At 54.3% G+C, this 22,101-nt stretch carries 21 protein-coding genes; 7 read left to right on the forward strand and 14 right to left on the reverse strand.

The genetic code is table 11. The features are described 5' to 3' along the window. Nucleotides 1-29 precede the first annotated feature (29 nt). The 3 genes from F608_RS0129670 to F608_RS36625 form a co-directional block, all read right to left on the reverse strand. Nucleotides 30-533, reverse strand: coding sequence for a phosphate-starvation-inducible PsiE family protein (locus F608_RS0129670; RefSeq protein ID WP_022669394.1), 504 nt, complete (start codon nucleotides 531-533; stop codon nucleotides 30-32). 28 nt (nucleotides 534-561) lie between these two features. Further along, the gene (locus F608_RS0129675) at nucleotides 562-1,476 is read right to left on the reverse strand and encodes a universal stress protein (protein ID WP_022669395.1); all 915 of its coding nucleotides are present in this window, start codon (nucleotides 1,474-1,476) and stop codon (nucleotides 562-564) included. Between the two features lie 477 nt (nucleotides 1,477-1,953). Then, complete coding sequence (locus tag F608_RS36625) at nucleotides 1,954-2,097, reverse strand: hypothetical protein (protein WP_167332207.1); 144 nt, start codon at nucleotides 2,095-2,097, stop codon at nucleotides 1,954-1,956. Nucleotides 2,098-2,702: 605 nt separating this feature from the next. Between F608_RS36625 and F608_RS33980 the strand changes: the two genes are divergently transcribed. Then, complete coding sequence (locus F608_RS33980; RefSeq protein WP_022669396.1) at nucleotides 2,703-4,289, forward strand: PfaD family polyunsaturated fatty acid/polyketide biosynthesis protein; 1,587 nt, start codon at nucleotides 2,703-2,705, stop codon at nucleotides 4,287-4,289. Between the two features lie 32 nt (nucleotides 4,290-4,321). Here F608_RS33980 and speB read toward each other — a convergent pair whose 3' ends face one another. The 5 genes from speB to F608_RS36435 form a co-directional block, all read right to left on the reverse strand. Further along, a complete protein-coding gene (gene speB, locus F608_RS0129685; protein WP_022669397.1) occupies nucleotides 4,322-5,200 on the reverse strand; it encodes an agmatinase in 879 nt (292 codons plus the stop codon). 11 nt (nucleotides 5,201-5,211) lie between these two features. Further along, entirely contained in the window at nucleotides 5,212-6,381 is a 1,170-nt protein-coding gene (gene nspC / locus F608_RS0129690; protein WP_022669398.1) for a carboxynorspermidine decarboxylase, read from the reverse strand. Continuing rightward, on the reverse strand, nucleotides 6,378-7,571 hold the full coding sequence (locus tag F608_RS0129695; RefSeq protein WP_022669399.1) for a saccharopine dehydrogenase family protein: 1,194 nt from the start codon (nucleotides 7,569-7,571) through the stop codon (nucleotides 6,378-6,380). Before F608_RS0129695 ends, nspC begins: the two co-directional genes overlap by 4 nt. A gap of 50 nt (nucleotides 7,572-7,621) precedes the next feature. After that, nucleotides 7,622-9,535 (reverse strand): biosynthetic arginine decarboxylase, encoded by a 1,914-nt coding sequence (speA, locus tag F608_RS0129700; RefSeq protein WP_022669400.1) that lies wholly within the window; start codon nucleotides 9,533-9,535, stop codon nucleotides 7,622-7,624. A gap of 69 nt (nucleotides 9,536-9,604) precedes the next feature. Further along, nucleotides 9,605-9,766, reverse strand: a complete 162-nt coding sequence (locus F608_RS36435) for a hypothetical protein (RefSeq protein ID WP_153307632.1) — start codon at nucleotides 9,764-9,766, stop codon at nucleotides 9,605-9,607. Nucleotides 9,767-9,852: 86 nt separating this feature from the next. Here F608_RS36435 and F608_RS0129710 point away from each other — a divergent pair, with 86 nt between their 5' ends. Genes F608_RS0129710 through F608_RS0129730 form a run of 5 tightly spaced genes read left to right on the forward strand, consistent with a single transcriptional unit; the run spans nucleotide 9,853 to nucleotide 14,421 of the window. Next, the gene (locus F608_RS0129710) at nucleotides 9,853-11,022 is read left to right on the forward strand and encodes an ABC transporter substrate-binding protein (RefSeq protein ID WP_022669402.1); all 1,170 of its coding nucleotides are present in this window, start codon (nucleotides 9,853-9,855) and stop codon (nucleotides 11,020-11,022) included. A gap of 48 nt (nucleotides 11,023-11,070) precedes the next feature. Further along, entirely contained in the window at nucleotides 11,071-11,985 is a 915-nt protein-coding gene (locus tag F608_RS0129715) for a branched-chain amino acid ABC transporter permease (protein WP_022669403.1), read from the forward strand. A gap of 11 nt (nucleotides 11,986-11,996) precedes the next feature. Further along, the gene (locus tag F608_RS0129720; protein ID WP_208599561.1) at nucleotides 11,997-12,977 is read left to right on the forward strand and encodes a branched-chain amino acid ABC transporter permease; all 981 of its coding nucleotides are present in this window, start codon (nucleotides 11,997-11,999) and stop codon (nucleotides 12,975-12,977) included. Continuing rightward, nucleotides 12,970-13,719: an ABC transporter ATP-binding protein gene (locus F608_RS0129725; RefSeq protein WP_022669405.1), complete on the forward strand. Its 750-nt coding sequence runs from the start codon at nucleotides 12,970-12,972 to the stop codon at nucleotides 13,717-13,719. The genes F608_RS0129720 and F608_RS0129725 overlap by 8 nt, the downstream gene beginning before the upstream one ends. Further along, the gene (locus F608_RS0129730) at nucleotides 13,720-14,421 is read left to right on the forward strand and encodes an ABC transporter ATP-binding protein (protein WP_022669406.1); all 702 of its coding nucleotides are present in this window, start codon (nucleotides 13,720-13,722) and stop codon (nucleotides 14,419-14,421) included. A 75-nt stretch (nucleotides 14,422-14,496) separates the two neighbouring features. Here F608_RS0129730 and F608_RS0129735 read toward each other — a convergent pair whose 3' ends face one another. Continuing rightward, nucleotides 14,497-14,799 (reverse strand): hypothetical protein, encoded by a 303-nt coding sequence (locus F608_RS0129735; RefSeq protein ID WP_022669407.1) that lies wholly within the window; start codon nucleotides 14,797-14,799, stop codon nucleotides 14,497-14,499. Between the two features lie 422 nt (nucleotides 14,800-15,221). Here F608_RS0129735 and F608_RS0129740 point away from each other — a divergent pair, with 422 nt between their 5' ends. Further along, complete coding sequence (locus F608_RS0129740; protein ID WP_027363246.1) at nucleotides 15,222-15,962, forward strand: ParB/RepB/Spo0J family partition protein; 741 nt, start codon at nucleotides 15,222-15,224, stop codon at nucleotides 15,960-15,962. A gap of 6 nt (nucleotides 15,963-15,968) precedes the next feature. Here the strand turns inward: F608_RS0129740 and F608_RS0129745 are convergent, their stop codons facing one another. Genes F608_RS0129745 through F608_RS0129765 form a run of 5 tightly spaced genes read right to left on the reverse strand, consistent with a single transcriptional unit; the run spans nucleotide 15,969 to nucleotide 22,087 of the window. Further along, complete coding sequence (locus F608_RS0129745) at nucleotides 15,969-17,096, reverse strand: ABC transporter permease (protein ID WP_022669409.1); 1,128 nt, start codon at nucleotides 17,094-17,096, stop codon at nucleotides 15,969-15,971. Nucleotides 17,097-17,099: 3 nt separating this feature from the next. After that, complete coding sequence (locus tag F608_RS0129750) at nucleotides 17,100-18,233, reverse strand: ABC transporter permease (protein WP_022669411.1); 1,134 nt, start codon at nucleotides 18,231-18,233, stop codon at nucleotides 17,100-17,102. Beyond that, nucleotides 18,223-20,226 carry an ATP-binding cassette domain-containing protein gene (locus F608_RS33985; RefSeq protein WP_022669412.1) on the reverse strand — a complete coding sequence of 668 codons (2,004 nt, stop codon included), beginning with the start codon at nucleotides 20,224-20,226 and terminating at the stop codon, nucleotides 18,223-18,225. Before F608_RS33985 ends, F608_RS0129750 begins: the two co-directional genes overlap by 11 nt. Before the next feature lies 1 nt (nucleotide 20,227). Then, a complete protein-coding gene (locus F608_RS0129760; protein WP_022669413.1) occupies nucleotides 20,228-21,418 on the reverse strand; it encodes a beta-barrel domain-containing protein in 1,191 nt (396 codons plus the stop codon). 12 nt (nucleotides 21,419-21,430) lie between these two features. Beyond that, nucleotides 21,431-22,087, reverse strand: coding sequence for a CerR family C-terminal domain-containing protein (locus tag F608_RS0129765; protein ID WP_022669414.1), 657 nt, complete (start codon nucleotides 22,085-22,087; stop codon nucleotides 21,431-21,433). Between the last annotated feature and the right edge of the window lie 14 nt (nucleotides 22,088-22,101).

Raw genomic sequence — 22,101 nt, forward strand, 5'->3', positions numbered from 1 at the left:
TTACAATATATATTTATTGTCTATCCAACTTAGTTTTCCTTTTTGTCTATTCCGTTTTTGTGTATATCCCCCGGAAAAATCCGGTCAAAGGCCGGGATGCTGCCCTGAGATGATTTCAGTACCAGAAAATAACCTATACTCATTGCAAAAACAACACCTGCCATGGCCCAGACGTATTCAGCACTGATTTCACTGAAATCTAAAATAATTATTTTCCGGGCAATGGCCATTAACGCTGTTGCCATAACAATCTGGACATGGATCACGTCCTCTCTTAGATAAATGCAGATATTGACAAATATCTCAATCGCTATGAGTACCGCCATAAAAGCACCAAAGGTGGCAAGTATGTCGCTTATGGTTAGCAAAAACTTAGGTGGTGTCATCAGTTTTTGATATATAACCCAGCAAACGTCAACCACACCCCAGAGGATAACAGCTGTCATAATTAATGCGAGAACCTTTACTGAAAACCGAATTACACTGAGCAGCTTTAAAACGAAAGGATCATCAGTATGGTGATGGTCATTCATTCTATTTCTCCCTAAGCAGTTGTATTTACTATAAAGTTATCGCTTCCAATATATTCAATCCCTCTCCCTTTTTCTTAACCGCCAGGAGGGGTCTGTCAAGTTTTCTGATCAACCCTTCTGTGATACTGCCGAGAAGAATCGCAGCGATATCTCCGCTGCGTCCCCGGGCACCCACAACAATCAAATGAGCTCCCATATTTACAGAAAATTCTTGTATCCCTTTGACAATATCATCACTTTTCTTGAAAAACGGCTTGATGCCGATCGATTTCAAATCGACCTTTGATAGTGATTCCCTTAACTTTGATTTTGCGTTCTCCAACATGATGTCGGCAAATTCCTCGTAGGTCTTTCCTGTTTTATGATGTCCTGTGGGTACATTATAATTATTTAGGATATGAATATGGTCCAGCCCAGCAGCTTTCGCAAATGCACTTCCAACTTCCAGGGCATTTAAAGAATGATCAGAAAAATCCACGGCCACTAATATTTTTCCAAGTAACGCCTTTCGTCCTCTGGGGACAATCATCACCGAGCAAAACGCTTTTCTTGCCAATTTTTCTGAAAGGGTGTTATTTGATATATTGCCATTGGTTTGGTGCCCGATGATCAAGAGATCGATATCATGTTTTTTTGTGTATGAGATTAAAAGCCCCAGCAGGGATCCTTCCAAAGGCCGAAAAATCAGTTTTGAATCCTCATGACCGTTAAAGTGTTGTTCAACAATCTGTTTCATTCTTTCTTCTATGGCGGTCTCGACCGGAGATGCAATTTGAGGATAGATTTTTTTTACTTCATCTGGAATATCAAATGTGTCGGATACGTAGACAAAATGTATCTCCTCGGATTTGGCCATTTTTGATAATATGCCAGCATATTGAATCAGGTTTTCATCATGATCGTCCAGATTCAAACCAACCATTATTTTTTTGTATCGGTACATAAAGCCTCCTTTAACGTGTAAATTATATTTTTGATAAGGCGTTTTCGTCGTCGTTATTTTCCTTCTACAATTGTGGTTAAAATCCGGTCCCATCAATCATGGGAGCATTCGGCAGAGACATTTCCGGTTATAAATTAAGTAGTTAGAATGACGATTATAATCGCATTCTTTTATTTTCATTGTACTATTATTTGTTCGAATTACAGTGAAAGTCTAAAATAGTTGCAAAGCCTCTTAGAGGCTCTGCATTTGTTCTAAATATTTAGTATCTTTATTATGGATGTTTGAACACTGCCGAGCACCTACAATTCACATGTTCCGGTTTTTGATCCATAACATTTATCTAAGTGATATGCGATAAGAAGTATTGCGATTGTTGCTGATATCATAGGGAACCTCCGTTATTTATCATATAACATCGTAATTTATATTTTAATACAGTTTCCTATTCTTTAAGACTCTGCCTTTTTTTTATCTTTACCCTGCCACATCAATTCCTGGATCGCAGCCCAAGCTTTTATCGGGGTTCTCACATTCGAAGTTTCTGTGTCTTGTATCTACGTGACCTTCTGATCTTTCATTCTCATCTTCTACGTAATCTTCGATTCTTTTCTTAGTCATTTTATCACCTTATCAATTTCGCTGTTTTTGTTTTTTAATCCAAAGACTCTTTTGTTGTCCTTAAATAAAATTTAAAACACCAAAATTAAATTTCAATACTGCTAATATAAGTGTTTAACAATAGCCTAAACCTATCATTATTGTTTGTGGAATTTATTTTTAGGATGAAATTGCGATTCTTATAACCTACATGGACAATATATAATCTCTGAAATGCAAAGGGGGTTGCGTTGAATTTTAAAAAAAAGGTAGCGAGATGTCTTTTGCCTTATTTACATTAACTTTCGCAGAAAAGGCCATAAAATATTAGAGTTCAAAGAGGCGAGCAATCTGTAAAAGCTCAGATTTTCGATTCTGAGTTGAACACTATATATGGAGGGAGCTTCCTTCCTGCTAAAGGATAAAGATTACATTAATCTCCTAAAAATCCGAAAATATCAAAACTAAGATTTTAATACTATTCACATACTTTGTCTCAACCCTGCAAAACTGGTTCATCTTGATCATCTATGGGGAGTTATGTTAAAAGCCTCAGATGCAGTTGCCGTCATAGATGGCAATCACTGTTTACAGATTTTTCAATAGGGATTGGGCGGCAGATATAGATGAGCAACAACGAACAGATAAAGAATTGTCTTTATGGCGTTTCCGAACCGGTTTACGTCACAAGGCGGGATGAAAATCTTCTTTTTTCCAATACCCCTCCTTCAGGGGTAAAAGAGACAGGGACCCAATCCTCGCAGGTAAAGGCCTTTGCTCCGGCAGTGGACATGGAAAGCCTGGGAGATAAGATCTTTAAAAAACGGCACGGGCTGCGCTATGCCTATGTTGCCGGGGCCATGGCCAACGGGATTTCCTCGGTTGAAATGGTAAAGGCCATGGCGGAAAGCGGAATGCTGGGCGTTTTCGGAGCCGGAGGCCTCTCCCTGGATCAGATTGAAAAGGCCGTTGTAGATCTGAAGACCGATCTTGGGGAAAAACCCTTTGGATTCAACCTCATCCACAGTCTCGGGGACCCGGGTCATGAAATGGCAACGGTGAACCTTTATCTGAAACATGGAATTCGCCGGGTCAGTGCAGCCGCCTTCATGCGCATGACCCCGGCTTTGGTTCTTTACAGGGTCAAGGGTCTTCACACCGGCCCGGACAATGAGGTTGTCGCACCCAACCAGGTTATCGCCAAGGTGTCCAGGATCGAGGTGGCCCGGCAGTTTTTCAGCCCTCCCCCGCAGAAAATCGTGACCGGCCTGCTCGAAGCCGGACTGATTTCAGACCAAGAGGCTAAGCTTTCGGAACAGATTCCCATGGCCTGGGATCTGACGGCCGAGGCCGATTCCGGGGGGCATACGGACAATCGACCGGCCCTGGCCCTGCTGCCCACCATGATCTCCCTGAAAAATCAATTCATGGAAAAATTCAAATACAGATCTCCCTTGTGCGTGGGTCTTGCCGGGGGGATTGCCACTCCGGAATCGGCCGCAGCCGCCTTCAGCATGGGGGCCGCCTATATCCTTACCGGATCGGTGAACCAATCCTGTATGGAGGCCGGGATCAGCGAAGAAGTCAGGAAACTGCTCTGCCAGGCGGAACAGGCCGATGTTGCCATGGCCCCGGCTGCGGATATGTTTGAAATCGGGGCCAGGGTCCAGGTGCTGAAAAGGGGCACCATGTTCCCGGTCCGGGCGGAAAAACTTTTTCAAATCTATAAAAATTACGATGATTTTGACCAGGTTCCGGAAAAACTCCAAAAGGAAATTGAAGACAAATTTCTTTTGAAAAACTTTGAAGCCGCCTGGCAGTCCACCCGGGATTTTTTCCTGACCCGGGGCAACCCCAAAGAGATCGAAAAGGCCGAAGAAAGCCCCAAACATAAGATGGCTCTGGTCTTCCGTTCCTACCTGGGACAGTCATCCAGGTGGGCGATCCAGGGAACTCCCGAAAGAAAGATGGACTTTCAGATCTGGTGCGGACCGTCCATGGGGGCATTTAACCAATGGGTAAAGGCAGGTTTTCTGGAATCCCATGAAAACCGGAGAACCGCTGAAATCGGATTGAACCTCATGTTCGGGGCCTGCATCTCCACCCGGGCCATGTTCCTGCGGACCCAGGGGATCTCCCTTCCCCGGGAGGCGGAGTACTTTACCCCCCTGCCCAAAAAAGAGATCCTGGATTTCAACTCCCCCTCTTCCTGATCCGGCCCCCTGATCCGACCTGTTTAAAAAAATCAGACCAAGGGCCGGCTTTTGCGCCGTATCAGTCCCATGACGGCATAGACCAGGCGGGCAGCGGCAAAGTCCGAGGCATGGTCCCCGGGGACAGGGGCCAGTTCCACCACATCAAATCCCTTCACCTGCCGGCCAAAAATCGATTTTTCCAGAAGCATGAGGGCGTCGTACCAGCCGATACCGCCGGGCACGGGGGTGCCTGTGGCCCGGATCACGGAAGGATCCAGGCCGTCCACGTCAAAGGAGATATAGATGTTCTTTGGGAATCCGGGGGGCAGGAGGGGATCGGGAATCTCTCCCCGGTGAACTGCCCCGGGGCCCAGACCGGGGATGTTTCTTTCCCGGCGAAGCTCATGCTCCCCATAGCTTAATGCCCTGACCCCGATCTGGAACAGGGGCAGATCCAGGTCGTCCAGGGCCCGCCGCATGACGCAGGCGTGGCTGAACCGGTCCCCCTGGTAAGTCTCCCTAAGGTCGGCATGGGCGTCAAACTGGACAATGCCGAAATCCTGATCTTCCCGGGCTTTCAGGGCCCGGAGAGCCCCCAGGGTCACGGTATGCTCCCCGCCCAGCAGGACCGGAACCGCCCCCATGCTCAAACTTCTGCTCACCCGGCTTTCCACCCGGCTGAGGATCTCTTCCGTACTGCCGCTGCAGCCCACGGCCGGCGTGGTATGAATGCCCCGGTCCATGGGAACGGACTCGCCGTCCCAGGCCTCCAGCTGTTGGGAGGCCTCCAGAATGGCCCCGGGCCCGGCTGCGGTTCCGGGACCATAGGAGACCGAGGTCTCCATGGGAACGGGGATCACGTGGAAAAAAGATCTGTCCGGCCGGGTTTCCGGCCCCTCTTCTCCTAGGAAATTCAAAACAGGTTTCATCCCATTCTCTCCTAGCCCAGCCTCTGTTTAAAATCTTCATACCCGAACCGGGTTATGATCTCCACCCGGCCGGTTTCTTTCTGGCCGGCCGGAATCCGGGCGATGGCCGGCAGCTGGATGCCGTTAAACGTATTGGTTTTGACCATGGAGTAGATGGCCATGTCTGTAAAAACCAGCCGGTCTCCGGGGGTCAGAGGGGCATCAAAAGAGTACTCCCCGGCCACATCTCCGGCCAGGCAGGAAGGGCCTCCGATGCGGCAGGTATAGGCTTTTTCACCCGGTTTTCCCGCCCCCAGGATATCAGGCCGGAAAGGCATCTCAATTACATCGGGCATGTGGGCCGGCACGGAAACGTCCATGATGGCAATGTCCATGTCCGCGGGGACTACGTCCAGGACCGTGGCCGCCAGGAAGCCGGCATCCAGGGCCACGGCCTCCCCGGGTTCCAGAAAGACATCCACATCCCAGCGGTCCTGAAATCCCAGGATGATCCTTGAGAGAAGATCCAGGTCATACCCGGGCCGGGTGATGTGATGTCCTCCCCCGAAGTTGACATAGTCAAGATGGGGAAGGCAGGTGCTGAATTTTGACTCCACCGCCTTTACGGTCCGCTCCAGGCAGTCGGCATCCTGTTCGCACAGGTTATGCCAGTGCAGCCCCCGGATATCCCGGGACAGGGGATCGGGAAATTCAGACGGTCTCACCCCCAGGCGGGAACCCGGGGCACAGGGATCGTAGATGGGGACCGTTCCTTCGGAGTGCTCCGGGTTGATGCGGATCCCGAATGTCAGGTCCCGGCCCTGGGCCGCGGCGGTCTCATTTGCCAGATCCCGGAACCTGTGAAACTGGCCAAAGGAGTTGAACACCAGGTGATCGGTGATCCCGCTCAGGTCGAGGATGTCCTGCCGGGAATAGGCCGCCGCAAAGGTGTGGACCTCTTTGCCGAATTCCTCCCTTCCCAGCCGGGCCTCGTGGGGAGAACTGGCACAGACCCCGTCCAGCACCCGGGCCAGCAAAGGAAAGCAGGCGGTCATGGCAAAGCATTTCAGGGCCAGCAGGATCTTGCACCCGGTCTGTTTCTTTACCTGATCCAGGATGGCCAGATTCCGGGCCAGCCTCTCTTCATCCACCACAAAACAGGGGGTGTCCACGCTCCTGGGATCAAAGCCGCATTCGATCACTTGATTTCCTCTGCCTGCCAGGGAAGCCCGTGGATGTTCAGGGCCTCCATAAAAGGATCCGGATCCAGCTGTTCCATGTTCCAGACCCCTTGCCCATGCCATTTTTTCTTGAGCATCATCATGGCACCGATCATGGCCGGCACCCCGGTGGTATAGGAAATGGCCTGGGAACCCACCTCTTCATATGCTGCCTCGTGGCTGCAGATATTGTAGACGTAGAGGGTCTTGGCCTTCCCGTCCTTGATCCCCTTCATGAGACAGCCGATGCAGGTCTGCCCCTTGGTCAGGGGGCCCAGGGAAGAGGGTTCGGGCAGGACCGCCTTTAGGAACTGAAGGGGAACGATTTTCTGTCCCTGGTATTCAACAGGGTCAATGCGGGTCATGCCCACGTTCTCCAGGACTCGCAGATGGGTCAGGTATTGGTCGGAAAAGGTCATCCAGAACCGGGCCCGTTTTATGCCCCTGAGATTCTGCACCAGGGATTCCAGTTCTTCATGGTACATGAGAAAACATTTTTTGGATCCGATACCCCCGGGGAATTCATAGTTCATGGACCAGGACAGAGGATCGGTCTCCACCCATTCCCCCCGCTCCCAGTACCGGCCCGGCTGGGTGATCTCCCGGATGTTGATCTCCGGGTTGAAATTGGTGGCAAAGGCCTGGCCGTGGTCTCCGGCATTGCAGTCGATGATGTCCAGCTGATGGATCTCGTCAAAGTGGTGTTTCTGGGCCCAGGCGCAGAAGACATTGGTCACCCCGGGATCAAATCCGGATCCCAGGAGGGCCATGAGCTTTTTTTCCTTGAACCGGTCCTGGTAGGCCCATTGCCACTTGTACTCGAACCTGGCCTGGTCCGGGGGCTCGTAATTGGCCGTATCCAGGTAATCCACCCCGGTTTCCAGACAGGCATCCATCAGGGTCAAATCCTGATAGGGAAGCGCCACGTTGATGAGCAGGTCCGGGGAATGGGCCTGGATCAGGGAAACGGTCTGGGCCGTATCATCGGCGTCCAGGGCGGCAGTGATGATCTCCCGGCCCCACCTTTTTTTGACCTCTGCGGCAATGGCCTCACATTTGGACAGGGTCCGGCTGGCCAGTACAATATGGGAAAAGAGTTCGGGCACCTGGGCGCACTTGTGGGCCACAACGCTTCCCACCCCGCCGGCTCCGACGATTAATACCTTGGGCATGATTCAACTCCTTAGATCAAAATGATAAATGGCTGTCCGGCCGGGCCGGATCAGCGTTCAAAATACGTATACCCCCGAAGGCCGGCCTCATAAGCCTGCATGATCTCCCGCCGTTCCTGAGGAGAGATATTCCCCTTTCGGACCGCTTCCTCGGCCATTTTCCGGAACCGGACCACCAGGCGTTTGGCATCATAGGAGACATGGGAGAGGGTGTCGGCCACCGTATCCCCTTCCTGTTCCCCCACAAATTTGAATTCCCCGTTTTTCTGAATCCGCACGGTCACCACGTTGGTGTCCCCCAGCAGATTGTGAAGATCCCCCAGGGTCTCCTGGTAGGCGCCCACCAGGAAGGCGCCCAGAAAATACTCCTCGGAATCCTTGAGTTCATGGAGGGGCAGAAACCGCTTGAGCTCGTGGGAGTCGATGAAACGGTCCAGCTTGCCGTCGCAGTCGCAGGTGATGTCCGCAATGATGGCCCTCCTTGTCGGTTCCTCGTCAAGGCGGTGGATGGGCATGACCGGAAAAAGCTGCCCAATGGCCCATGAGTCCGGCAGGGACTGAAAAACGGAAAAATTGCAATAGTAGATGTCGGCCAGGGCCCGCTGGATGTCCTCCAGTTCAGGCGTGAGATGTTTCAGATCCCTGGCCTTTTTTTCGATCTCGTTGAGGGCGGCCCAGAAGATCTGCTCGGACAGGGAGCGCTCTCGCAGGCTGATTTTCCCGTGGTTGAACAGATCCCGGACCTCGTCCCGGTAGAACAGGATATCGTTGAAGCACTCCTGGATATTCCGGATGGTGAGGGTCTGGAGGGCCTCGTTCATATATTGAATCTGGGGATGACAGTCCACGGGCAGGGTTTCCGGCAGAGCCGCGGTCTGGAAACGGGTCACATCCAGAACGTTGAACAGAAGCATGGAGTAATAGGCCACCAGGGCCCGGCCCGATTCCGTGATGATGGTGGGATGGGGGATGGGTGACTCGTGGAGGGAGGTCATCACCGCTTCGATGATATCGATGCAGTACTCATCAAGGGTATAGTTCCGGCTGCTCAGGAAATTGGACTGGGACCCGTCGTAATCCACGGCCAGCCCTCCCCCCAGATCAAGGTATTTCAAGGGCGCGCCTTCCTGGAAAATTCCTGAATAGACCTGGCAGGCCTCGTTCACGGCGGTACGGATCTCCCGGATATTGGAAATCTGGGATCCCAGATGGTAATGGACCATCTGCAGACAGTCCAGCATGTCCTCCTGCTTGAGCAGATCAATGGCCTGGACGATCTGGGTGGTGTCCAGACCGAAGATACTCCTGTCCCCGCCGGAATCGGCCCAGTGGCCCCCGGCCCGGGAAGAGAGTTTGATGCGGATGCCCAGCACCGGTTTGGCCCCCAGGGCTTTGGCCCGCTCCAGGATCAGGGGCAGTTCCCCGGGCATCTCCACCACCATAATGCAGAAATGGCCGATCTTGGAGGCGTAAAGCCCAAGGTCCACGAATTCCTCGTCCTTGTACCCATTGCAGATCAGGGGGGCTTTGCTGTCCCGGAGCATGCCCATGGCAGCGATGAGTTCGGCCTTGCTCCCGGCTTCCAGGCCGTGGTGGTAGCGCGAACCGAACCGGGTAATCTTCTCCACCACCTGTTCCTGCTGGTTCACCTTGATGGGATAGGCCCCGATATAGGATCCCTTATAGTCCAGGGTAGTGATGGCGGATAAAAAACTCTCGTTCAACTTGGAGATCCGGGAACTTAAGATATTTTCAATGCGGAGCAGCACAGGCATGTCCAGGCCCCGGGCCTTCATTCCGGTCACGATCTCCGGGATGCTCACGGCATCGGCCGATTGCCCCGGGGAGGGCATCACCATGAGGTCGCCGTTGCCTGCCAGGGTGAAATACCCCTTTCCCCAGTCGTTCACCCCGTAGAGATCCATGGATTTGGTCGTGTTCCAGCGTTCAAATGTATAGTTCAAAGAATTCTCACCTCATGCGTTTATCTTGTTTCGGCCTTTGCCCGAAAACCGGTCTGATAGAGTCGGATTTCAGGCAGATGCAAGCTTTCTTGCAGGGAGTATGGCTGATGATTTATACCTTATCTTACCCGGTTTTCCAAGGCCAAGCAGACAAGCCCCCCATTCTTTATTCTTATCCGCTGTATTCCCGGGGATTTCATCTTTTTTAAACAAAAATTCTTGCATTTTCAAACCTGCCTCTGTATATGTTTCTATTCGTAGAAACAAAACCAAGAAGGATACGACACGTTTAATAAGAATTGAACAAGGAGAACCCCATGGCAAAAAGAATGAAGATGATGATACTGATTCTGGTTTCGCTGTTTACAGCCGGCCAGCTCTGGGCGGCAGGTCCCGTCAAAATAGGCATGATCACCACCCTGTCCACAAAGGCCGGGTATTTGGGAGAGGATATCCGGGACGGGTTCAAGCTTGCCATTGCCCAGGAGAACGGTACACTGGGCGGCATCCCCGTGGATCTCATGGTGGAGGATGACGGAAGAAAACCGGAAAAAGGAAAACAGATCGCCGAAAGGTACCTGAAAAAGGAGAAGATCAAGATCCTGACCGGGATCGTCTTCTCCAACGTTGCCATGGCCGTGGTCCCCAAAGTGGTCCGCCAGGATATCGTTTACCTGAGTGCCAATGCCGCGCCTTCCAAGCTTGCCGGCAAGGGATGCAGCAAAAATTACTTCAGCGTCTCCTACCAGAACGACAACATCGACGAGGTGGTGGGCCGGTACGTGACCGAATCCGGCCACAAAAGCGTCTATCTTCTGGCGCCCAATTATCCGGCCGGCAAGGATCATCTGGCCGGTTTCAAGCGCTACTACAAAGGCGAGATCGCAGGCGAGGTCTACACCAAGCTGGGCCAGGCAGATTATGCAGCCGAGATCGCTGCCCTTCGGGCGGCAAAACCTTCGGCCGTCTTCTTTTTTCTGCCCGGCGGCATGGGGATCAATTTCCTGAAGCAGTATGCCCAGGCAGGTCTTAGCCAGCAGATCCCGGTGTACGGCCCGGCTTTCTCCTTTGACGAGCGGATCCTGAAGGCCGTGGGCAGCGCAGCCCTGGGCGTGAAAAACGGTTCCCAGTGGACCCATGACCTGGACAACCCGGCAAATGCCCAGTTCGTCGCCGCCTATCAAAAGGCATACAACCGCATGCCCACCCTCTATGCCAGCCAGGGGTATGACACGGCCAGACTCATCGGCAGCGCCCTCAAGGCCGTCAAGGGAGACCTATCCGATATGGACGCCTTCAGGGCCGCCGTAAAAAAGGCCGATTTCGACTCGGTCCGGGGCAATTTCAGCTTCGGTGTCAACCAGCACCCCATCCAGGATCTCTACATTCGGGAGGTGATCCAGACCGATACCGGGTTCACCAACAAAACCGTGAAAAAAGTATTTTCCAACCATATCGATGCCTATGCATGCGATTGCAAGATGTAACAAGGACTTTCCCGGGGGACTGTCCTTACGGGCAGTCTCTCCTCTGCCATGCTTTTAATCCTGGAACAAATTCTCAACGGTCTTCAGCTGGGGATCACCCTTTTTCTGATGTCTGCGGGCCTGACCCTGGTCTTTGGAATCATGCAGGTCATCAATCTCGCCCACGGATCCTTTTACATGATCGGGGCCTATGTGGGGGCCACCGTGGCCGCCCATACCGGTTCCTTTATCCTGGGCCTGCTGGCTGCCCTTCCGGCGGCGGCCCTGGTGGGAATGGCCGCTGAAGCCCTTATCTTCCGGCGCCTCTATGACCGGGAACACCTGGACCAGGTCCTGGCCACATTCGGCCTGATCATGTTCTTTAACGAGCTTGTCCGGATCATCTGGGGACGCCAGCCCCTGTTCATGGACGTACCGGCCTGGCTCAACGGAAATATCGAACTTCTCCCCGGACTTGCCTATCCGGTCTTCCGTCTGGCCGTTATCTTTGTTGGCCTGGGTGTGGCCCTGTTTTTATGGATAATGTTCTCAAAGACCCGCCTGGGCATGCAGATCCGGGCCGGTGCATCCAACCGGGCCATGATCAGTGCCCTGGGCGTCAATATCAAACTCCTCTATACCTGGGTTTTCGGCCTGGGAGCCATGCTGGCCGGTCTGGCCGGTGTCATGGCCGGCCCTATTCTGGCCGTGGAATCCGGCATGGGGGAGAGCATCCTCATTCTCACCTTTGTGGTCATCGTCATCGGCGGAATCGGATCTGTCCGGGGCGCCCTTGCCGGGGCCCTGCTGGTGGGCATGGTGGATACCCTGGGCCGGGCCTTTCTGCCCGGGATCTTCCGCCTGGTCTTTGATTCCGCATCTGCAGACAATGCCGCGGCATCCATTGCCTCAATGTCCATCTACATCCTCATGGCCGCCATCCTTGTCTGGAAGCCCCAGGGACTTTTTCCTGCCCATAATTGATGAAACCTTCCATGAGAAAAATATTGATTGTGGCCTCGGGAGCCGTCCTATTGATCCTTCTGCCCCAAATTGCAGCCCTGACCGGGGGGGAGTATTACATCTCCTTTTTCAGCCGGGTCCTGATCTACGCCATTGCAGCGGTGAGCCTTGATCTTCTTCTGGGCTTTTCCGGGATGGTCAGCCTGGGCCATGCCGCCTTTGTGGGGGTGGGCGCCTATGTGGTGGGTATCTTCTTTTATCATTCATCGGAAATGGAACCCCTGTTCACCTGGCCCTTCCTGTTCCAGGGAAGTGAGAACGGCCTTGTGGTCCTGCCCCTGGCCGTCATTATCTCCGCCCTGTTCGCCCTGGTCATCGGGGCCCTGAGCCTGAGGACCAAGGGAATGCATTTTATCATGATCACCCTGGCCTTTGCCCAGATGATCTATTATTTTTTCGTCTCCCTGGAAAAATACGGCGGGGATGACGGGCTCTCCCTCTATTCCAGGTCTGCCCTGCCCGGCCTGGACCTGGGGGATGATGTCCAGTTTTACTATCTTTGCCTGGGACTGCTCGCCCTTTTCCTCTTTCTCTGCGTCCGCATTGTGGGATCCAGGTTCGGCCTGGTTCTGCGGGGGGGATGCGACAACGAACGCCGTTTGAAGGCCCTGGGCGTGAACAGCTACATGTATAAGCTGGCCTGTTTTGTCATTGCCGGGGCCGGGGCCGGCCTTGCCGGAGGGCTTCTGGCCAATCAGACCGAATATGTCAGTCCCGGGCTCATGCACTGGACCCTGTCCGGCGAGCTCATGGTCATGGTCCTGATCGGGGGCATGGGCACGTTGTTCGGTCCGGTCCTGGGGGCCGCGGTTTTTCTATTCATGGAAGAGAGCCTGGCCATGGTCACGGAACACTGGATGATCTACATGGGTCCCTTTCTCCTGCTGGTGGTCGTTTTTGCCAAAAAAGGACTTTTCGGACTGATTGCCGGGGAGGAAAAAAAACATGGATAACCCCATCCTCCGCATCGAACACCTATATAAATCCTTTGGCGCGGTCCAGGCAACCGAGGATTTCAGCCTGAGCCTGGAAACCGGCCACATTCATGCCCTTATCGGTCCCAACGGCGCCGGAAAAACCACGCTGATCAACCAGATCACCGGGGATATTTTCCCGGACCGGGGAAGGATCTTTTTCAGGCAGGAGGATGTAACCCCTCTCAGGGCCCATGCACGGGCGAAAAAAGGCATGGCCCGTTCCTTTCAGATCACCCATATCTTTGAAAACCTGACCGTGGCCGAGAACATGGCCCTGGCCATCTGCGCGGCCCAGGGCCATAATTTCAGGTTCTGGCAAAATGCCCTGGACACCCGGGTGGTAAAAGACCGGCTTTCCCCTGCCCTGGATAGGGTGGATCTTTCCGGACGGGCCGGTCTTTTGGCCCGTCATCTTTCCCACGGAGAAAAACGCCAGCTGGAAGTGGGCATGGCCCTGACCGGCGATCCCAAACTGCTCATCCTGGACGAACCCATGGCCGGCATGGGCCCCGGCGGAACCGTGGAGCTGACCAAACTGATCCGAAAGCTCAAAGGCAGCCTGACCATCCTGCTGGTGGAGCATGACATGGACGTGGTTTTCTCCCTTGCCGACAGGATCACGGTCCTGGTTTACGGAAAGAACATCGCCACGGGATCCCCGGAAGAGATCCGGGAACATGATGAGGTTCGCCGGGCCTACCTCGGGGAGGACACCTGAATGCTGAAACTGGAGAATATTGAAACCTTTTACGGTGAAAGCCAGGCCCTGTTCGGCGTCAGCCTTGAGATCGGCCCCTCGGAGGTGGTCACCCTCCTGGGCAGGAACGGCATGGGAAAAAGCACCACCATCAAATCCATCATCGGCCTGGCACCGGTCCGGTCCGGAAAAATCCTGTTCAGGGACTGGCCGATTCACTCCTGTCCCAGCCATGTCATTGCCAGGAGCGGCATCGGTCTGGTGCCCGAGGGCAGGCAGATTTTTCCCAATCTCACGGTGTACGAGAATATGGTGGCCACGGCAGCCAACCCCACCGGAGCAAGAAACCCCTTTCTTCTCAAGGATGTGCTCTCCCTTTTTCCCCGCCTAAAAGACCGGATGAACAACTACGGGAACCAGTTGTCCGGCGGGGAACAGCAGATGCTGGCCATTGCAAGGGCCCTGATGATCAACCCCAGGCTTCTGATCCTGGACGAGGCCACAGAAGGACTGGCCCCCCTCATCCGGCGGGAGATCTGGCAGGCCCTGGCCGTTTTAAAGGACAGGGGAATGTCCATTCTCATCGTGGACAAGAATATCCAGGCCCTGATGAACCTTGCCCAGCGCCACTATATCATGGAAAAAGGAAAGATCGTATGGACGGGCCCCACATCTTCCCTGGAATCCCGGCCCGAGCTGCAGAAACGGTATATAGGGGTATAGTCTATGGATTCAGAGAAAAAACCGGGACATGTCTGCCACCAATAAATATCCTCGGTATAAAAAACCCGCCATTTTTTATTCGTCTTTGAACTCGTAGGCGTCGATCTCGTCCCAGACTACACCCTCGCTGTTTTCCGCCCGATTTGCCAATCCGTCATAAAGGCGCTGCTCTTCCATGGATTCCCAGGCCCCGTCATAGGGACCTACAAATTCAATTTGAATCAGTCTGAACTCGTCTTCAACGGCCGCCTTAATCTTTTCCCTGGCATCCCTGTCATCTGCTGCCTTTAGAAAGAGATAGGCAAATCCGCCCACACAGTTTTCATACTCTTCGGGATGAACAATATCAAACTCTACGCTTGCCCAATATACCTGCATTGATCTTTCCTTCCATGTTTCCATTGTTTCGCCAGACCGGGAAAGACTTGTTTCAGCCTTTCTCGAGGGCATCATTTCGTCTTATTCCCGCTCATATGTTTAAAAAGGCTTTCAGGTACAACTTCCACAGGATTCTACCATTGAATCCCATGGGATGACAGATGGTCATGCGATTTTATCCAAAATCAAACAGCCCAATAATCCTGGGCCAACATTTTATTCCATTCCATCCCTTACTGAAAGCCGGAGAGTCCGCCCGGATCCGCCATGGAATACCCAACTCTCCCTGGGAAAAAGGAAGCCTGGTAAAAACTGGGGTGTTGAAGAATCAGGGGAATTCAGGTATAACCGTGCGCCGTAAAAAGGCAGATACCTTCAGGCAGGATTTCAATCAACATAAAAAGACAACGGCAAAAAATCTTATGGATATACAGACTCAAATGGCTGAAACCGCCGGATTAAAAACCCGGGAACCCTTTGACACCCTTTTCCCTGTCAAGGCCGATACCCTTCAGGCCATCCGGCAGGACATGGAAAAGAACGACTTTGATCCGGTCTTTCCCATTGTGGTCTGGGCAGAAGAGATGGTGGTGGTCGACGGACACACCCGCTTCTCCGCCGCCCTGGATCTTGGACTGGAACAGGTGCCGGTTGTCATGAAGTCCTTTGAAAACCAGGATGATGCCATCTTGTACAGCTTTCACATTCAGAGAAACCGGCGGAACATGGCCGACGAAGACATTTTAAAATGCCTGGTCCTGCTGGATGACATCCACACCCCCAGCGAAGAGGAGCAGGCCTCCCCCAAAAAAAACCGCAAAGCCGTCAACCAGGACCGGGCAAAAGAACTTGGCATCAGCCCGGCCAAGGTGGACAAGGCGAGAAAAGTCCTGGAACACGGAGACGACGGAATCAAAGAAAGCGTCAAATCCGGTAAAAAAACCATCAACCAGGCCTTTAACGAGATTCAGGAAAACAGGAGAGAAAGCGGGGAGATTCGCGGCAGGGAAACTACGGGGCTGGGCAACGCAACCAAGTATACCCAGGCCCTGGGACGGTTCCTGAAAGAGCTGACAAAAATTCGGGAACAGGGATGGGAGGACGTGAGCCGGGAAAAGGCATTGGCCGATATTGAATCCATCCGAGAGCTGATTGAAGGATGAATTGGATCAGGATAGGGTTTTGCTGAACCGGGCCCAGGCCAGGGTGATAAAGAGCACGGCCAGGGCTGCCTGGGCAGCAATGGCCGGCCAGAGGTCTAAAATCCCCACCCCCTTCATGACAATGCCCCTGAGGATCTCAAGGTACCAGCGCATGGGATTGAGCCAGGTGGCGTACTGAACGACCTCGGGCATGTTCTTGACCGGGAACATGAATCCGGAGAGCATGACGCAGGGCATGAGAATCAGGAAACAGGTGAGCATGGCCTGCTGCTGGGTGGAGGCGCTTCCGCTGATGATCAGGGCAATGCCCATGTTGCCGAAGAGGTAGAGCCCGGAAAGAAGATAGAACAGGAAAAGGTTTCCCTGCACCCGGATATCAAAGACAAAAAATGCGACAATGAGCATGATGGTCATGGTGAAGTATCCGGTGAGGATATAGGGGAGGGTCTTTCCCAGGATGAACTCGATCTTGCGGATGGGGGTCACCATGACCTGCTCAATGGTGCCGATCTCCTTTTCCTTGACAATGCCGATGCTGGTCAGCAGCAGGCTGAAAAGAAAGAGCATGACGGCAATGAGGGAGGGAACGTAATAGAACCGGCTCTCCTGGTTGGGATTGAACAGGGCCCGGGGCCGGATCTCCACGGGTTTCAAAACGCCGGCCATGCCTGCTTTTTCCAGGCGCTGCTCCCGGAGGTCCGCGGAAAAGGCCTGGATAATCCCCTCTGCATAGCCCGTGACAATGGCTGTGGTGTTGGAGTCTGTCCCGTCGGTCAGGATCTGGACCCGGCCGGTCCCCTCCCCGGCCACGTCCTTTTCAAACCCCTGGGGAATATGGATCACCGCCCTAACCTCTGCCCGGTCCAGCAGCCCCTGGATCTCCCGGTCCGAGGCCGGGGTCTGCACCACTTCAAAATAATTGCCCGCAGTGAACCGGGAGATCAGCTCCCTAGAGGCCGGGGTCTTGTCCATATCCAGGACAGCCGTGCGGATATGGTTGACATCGGTGGTCAGGGCAAAGGCCATGACCACCAGCTGGATCACGGGCATGCCGAAAATCACCATGCGCATGCGCGGATCCCGGAGTATTTGCAAGAATTCCTTGATGAGCATCTGTTTTAATCGGAGAATCATGGGCTACTCCAGCTTGAACTTAAACTTGCGATTGGCAAGAATCATCATGATAACGGCATAGACGGAAAGAAGAACCGCATCCAGCCAGAGGATCTCCAGCCCGATTCCCTTCATGTAAATGCCCCGGAGAAGGACAATGAAATACCGGGCCGGCACGATATAGGTGATACATTGGATGGGCAGGGGCATATTTTCAATGGCAAAGACAAAACCGCTGAGAATCAGGGTGGGCAGGTATCCGGATACAATGGCGATCTGGTTGGCCAGGACCTGGGACTTGAGGACAATGCTCAGGGTCATGCCCCAGAACAGGGCCCCGGTCAGGAAAATGGCGGCCATACCAAAGAGAAGGGCCGCGTTGCCCACAATGGGGACATGGAAGAGCCACTTGCCCATGACTACGGCAATGGCCACGTCGGCCATGCCGATGGCAAAATAGGGAAGCGCCTTGCCAAAGATCAGCTCCGGCCCCTTGAGGGGAGTGGAGATGAGCTGCTCCATGGTCCCGGTCTCCCACTCCCGTGCAATGGTGACGCTGGTGAGCATGGAGGCGATCACCACCATGACAATGGCGATGATCCCCGGGATAATCACGTTCTGGCTCCTGAGATCCGGGTTGTACCAGGAGCGGCTGACCAGCTCCAGGGGCGGTTTGAACCCGGTCATCCCCCTGAGTTCCATCTGCCTGGCCGTTATTGATGTGGAGTAAATCATACCGATGGCCGTGGCATAATTCATGGCCAGCCGGGAGGTATTGGCATCGCTGCCGTCGCAGAGGACCTGGATGGCCGTCTCTTTTCCCCCCTGTAGTTTGCGGGCAAAATCAGAGGGAACCACAATGGCCACCATGGCCCGGCCCTGGTCCAGGGACTGCTGGAGTTCCCCATAGGAAAGCGCATTGCCTTCCAGACTGAAATAGGGGGAACCGTTGAAAAGATCAATGAGTTCCCGGCTCTGGGGGGTTTTGGACTGGTCCCAGACCACGGTGGGCACGTTGCGCAGGTCCAGGGTCAGGGCATATCCAAAGAGCATGATCAGGATCACGGGGATGGCCAGGGAAAGGAAGAGGCTGCGCCAGTCCCGGAACACGTGGAGAAACTCTTTTCTGGCAATGGCGGCCAGCCTTCTAAACTTCATGGACTTTCTCCTTTTCCCGGTCCGCATCTGCCTGTTTCCGGTCATCGGCCTCAATCAGGGAGATGAAGACATCTTCCATGCCGGGCAGGATCTTTTCCAGACTAAAGTCCCGGATGCCCAGATCCCTGAGCTTCTCTTTGATCTGCCCGGCTGCCTTGTCTGCCCCGGGGGTCTTTACGTGGAGGCCGGCGCCGAAAAGGGCGGCATCCCTGACCCCGGAAAGGGAAAGGATGGCGGGGAGGACGGCCTGGGGGGCCTGGCAGCGCAGATCCAGGATCTCATCATCCATGGATTGGGTCTTGAGCTCCATGGGGGTTCCCATGGCAATCATCCGGCCCCGGTAGATCAGGGCGATGCGGTCACAATATTCTGCCTCTTCCATGTAGTGGGTGGTGACGAATATGGTGATGCCCAGGTCTGCCATGTTGTAGATCATGTCCCAGAACCGCCGCCGGCTGACCGGGTCCACGCCCGAGGTGGGTTCATCCAGAAAGATAATCGGGGGCTCGTGGAGAATGGCGCAGGCCAGGGCCAGACGCTGCTTCCACCCGGCGGAGAGGACCGAAGTCAGGGCGGTTTCCCGTCCCGAAAGTCCGGCCATCTCCATGGCCCAGGCCTCTCGTTTTTCCATCTGCTTCCCCTGAAGTCCGTAAATCCCCCCGTAGAACCGGATGTTCTCTTCCACGGTCAGATCTTCGTAGAGCGAAAACTTCTGGCTCATGTATCCGATGTGCTGCTTGATCTTCTCGGCCTGGGACGAGATCTGAAAGCCGTTTACAATCCCCTGGCCTGAACTGGGGGAAAGAAGTCCGCAGAGCATGCGGATGGTGGTACTCTTGCCGGCTCCGTTGGGGCCCAGGAATCCGAATATCTCTCCCCGGGGAACGGTAAAACTGACATGATCCACTGCCGTAAAGCTGCCAAAAACCCGGGTGAGGTTTTCCACGGTTACAGCAGGTTTATCCCCGGATCCGTCCCCTTGGGCCGGACCTGTCTGCTGAAGGGTCCCGGCCGGATCTTCCTGGACTGAGACAAGAGGGGGCAGCGCTTTGGGTATCTCCTTGTCCCCCATGAGGCTGACAAATACATCCTCCAGGCTGGGGACCGCCTCCCTGAAATCCGGCTCCGGGAACCGGTCCCGGATCAGAGCACGGGCCTCTTCTTCAGCCCGGGCCGGATCCGGGCAGACAATATGGACCCTGTCCCCGAACACATTGACCGGGTAAGAGCCCAGTCCCTCCTGGAGTACTTTGCTGATCCCCCGGGCCTGAGGGCTTCTCAGGGTGAGGACCTTTCCCTTCATGAGCGTTTTGATTTCGGGCACGGTTCCCGTGGCCATGAGACGCCCCTTGTCCAGCAATCCGATCCGGTCGCACCGCTCGGCCTCGTCCAGGTAGGCCGTGGTCACCAGGATGGAGACCCCCTGTTTAACGATCTCATACAAGATCCGCCAGAAATCCCGCCGGCTGATGGGATCCACCCCGTTGGTGGGTTCGTCCAGAAGGATCACGGCCGGGGTATGGATCAGGGCGCAGATCAGCTGAAGTTTCTGTTTCATCCCCCCGGAGAGGGCCCCGGCCCGTCGCTTTTTAAAGGGCTCCATCTGACTGAACCCGAGGAGTTCGCTGATCCTCTCATCCCGGCCTTTCCTGGGAACCCCGTAAAGATCGGCATAAAACTGAATATTTTCCATCACACTCAGGTCGGGATAAAGCCCGAAACGCTGGCTCATATAGGCCAGGTTTTCCTTGACGTCAAAGGCCTGGGTCCGGGTGTCGAACCCGGCAATGGATGCACTGCCCGATGCCGGATCCATGATGCCGGAAAGCATGCGCAGGGTCGTGGTCTTGCCGGCGCCGTCCGGCCCCACGATGCCGAAGATCTCCCCCTTCTCGACCTGGAGGCTGAGATTTTCCACGGCCGTCAGGGAGCCAAAGGTCTTGGTCAGGTTCTTCGCCTCAATGGCGGGCCGGGTGTTTGGGGAGGCGTCCATTTTACTCTGCCGATATGGAAATATGGGCGTCCGCCGGCATGCCCGGCCTCAGTTCGCCTTTTGGGTTGGCCAGGTCGACCTTGATCCGGAACATGAGTTTGACCCGCTCTTCAAAGGTCTGAACCGCCTTGGGTGTAAACTCGGCCTCGCTGCTGATAAAGGAAAGCGTCCCGTCATAGGTTTTGTCCGGGAAGGAATCCGTGGAAACTTCCACCTTCTGCCCCAGGGAGAGCCGGCCCAGATCCTTTTCACTGACATAGGCCCTGAGCCAGGGATGGGCCAGATCCCCCACCACCAGGACCGGCGTGGCAGGATTCAGATACTCCCCGGGTTCTGCGGAACGGCTGAACACCTTCCCGTCCATGGGGGCGATCAGCTCGGTATAGGATAAGGCCAGTTTTGCCTGCTCCACTTGGGCTTTTGCCTCTGCAACACCGGCTTCTGCCTGATCGATTTTTTCCTGCCTGGGACCTGCCTGGACCAGGTCGTACTGGGCCTGGGCCTGGGCCAGATCAGCCCTTGCCCTTTCAATCTCTTCCGTCCTGGGCCCCTCCTTGACCAGGGAAAGGGACTGCCGGGCCTGGTTCTCCCGGGACTCGGCCTGGGCCAGGCTCTTTTCCGCCACCTGGTACTGGGTCTGAAACAGCTTGAAATCCCTCTGACTGGCGCTTTGTTTTGCGTATAGATTGGAAAACCGCTGAAAATCCTCTTTGGCCTGGACCATCTGGGCCCGGGCCGATTCCCTGGCTGCCGTCGCGGCCTTCAGATCTGCCCTGGCCGTCTCGATTTCCTGGGCCCGGCTGCCCCGGGTCAGCTCCAACAGGACCTGGTCTGCCTTCTGGACAGCTGCTTTCGCCAGCCGGATCTCCTCGGGCCGGCTGCCGGCCTTTAATTCTTCCAGCATGGACCTGGCAGTCCCGAGGTTGATTTTTGCCAGGCGCAGGGCCACTTTCTGGTCCTGGTTTTCCAGACGGGCCAGCACATCTCCTTTGGATACGGAATCCCCTTCATCCTTCAGGCAGACGTCCAGGCGTCCGGCGATCTTAAATCCCAGGGACACATCCGTAACCTCGATATTGCCCGAAGCGGTAATGGAAGAGTTATCTTCCCCGTTTTTGAATAGAAGAACCCCGGACACGCCCCCTGCCAGGATCAGAATGACCAGGATCAAAATAATCGGTTTCTTTTTCATGGACATCTTTCCTTATTCATCGGCCCTTCCGGCCAGTTGTTTGATACCGCCGAGGGAAAACAAATATACCCCGTGGGCCAGCTCCTCCAGGTTCTCCGGAGTGAGAACGCACTCAGGCATCAGCTTTTTGATGAGCGGGGCAGCAAAAGAGAAGTATACACACTGGCCCAAAATACTCACGGCACAGGGTTTGAGACGGGGATCGTCGGCCTCTGTGCCGCAGATCCCGGCGAGAATGGACAAAAGCACATCCCTGTGGGGTTTGATATAGGTTTCCACGATCTCTTCAAAGGCCTGGGTGGGATCAAGAAATTCCCGGGCAATGAGCCGTCCCTTGCCCGTGGTTCCCACCCCTAATCCCTCCTGGCTGGAAAGCCGGGAAAACATATCCCGGATAAACCGCTGAAGCTGTTTCTCAGGATCCTGCCCTGGGGAAAGGGGCGTCACCGAAGGGAAGGTCTCAAACCCCCTGTCAAAAATATCTTCCAGTACAGTATGGTAAAGACGTTCCTTATCTCCGAAATGATAGTTGATGGCAGCGACATTTACCTGGGCAGCCTCGGCAATGCTCCGGATGGTGGCGGCTTTGAATCCCTGATCCCCGAAAATCTCTCCGGCGGTCTCAATAATCCGCTCTTTGGTTGGCATTTGATCTGTTTGGCGGGTCATGGTCCCCCTTGTAT

The sequence above is a fragment of the Desulfospira joergensenii DSM 10085 genome, assembly GCF_000420085.1.
GTDB lineage: Bacteria > Desulfobacterota > Desulfobacteria > Desulfobacterales > Desulfobacteraceae > Desulfospira > Desulfospira joergensenii.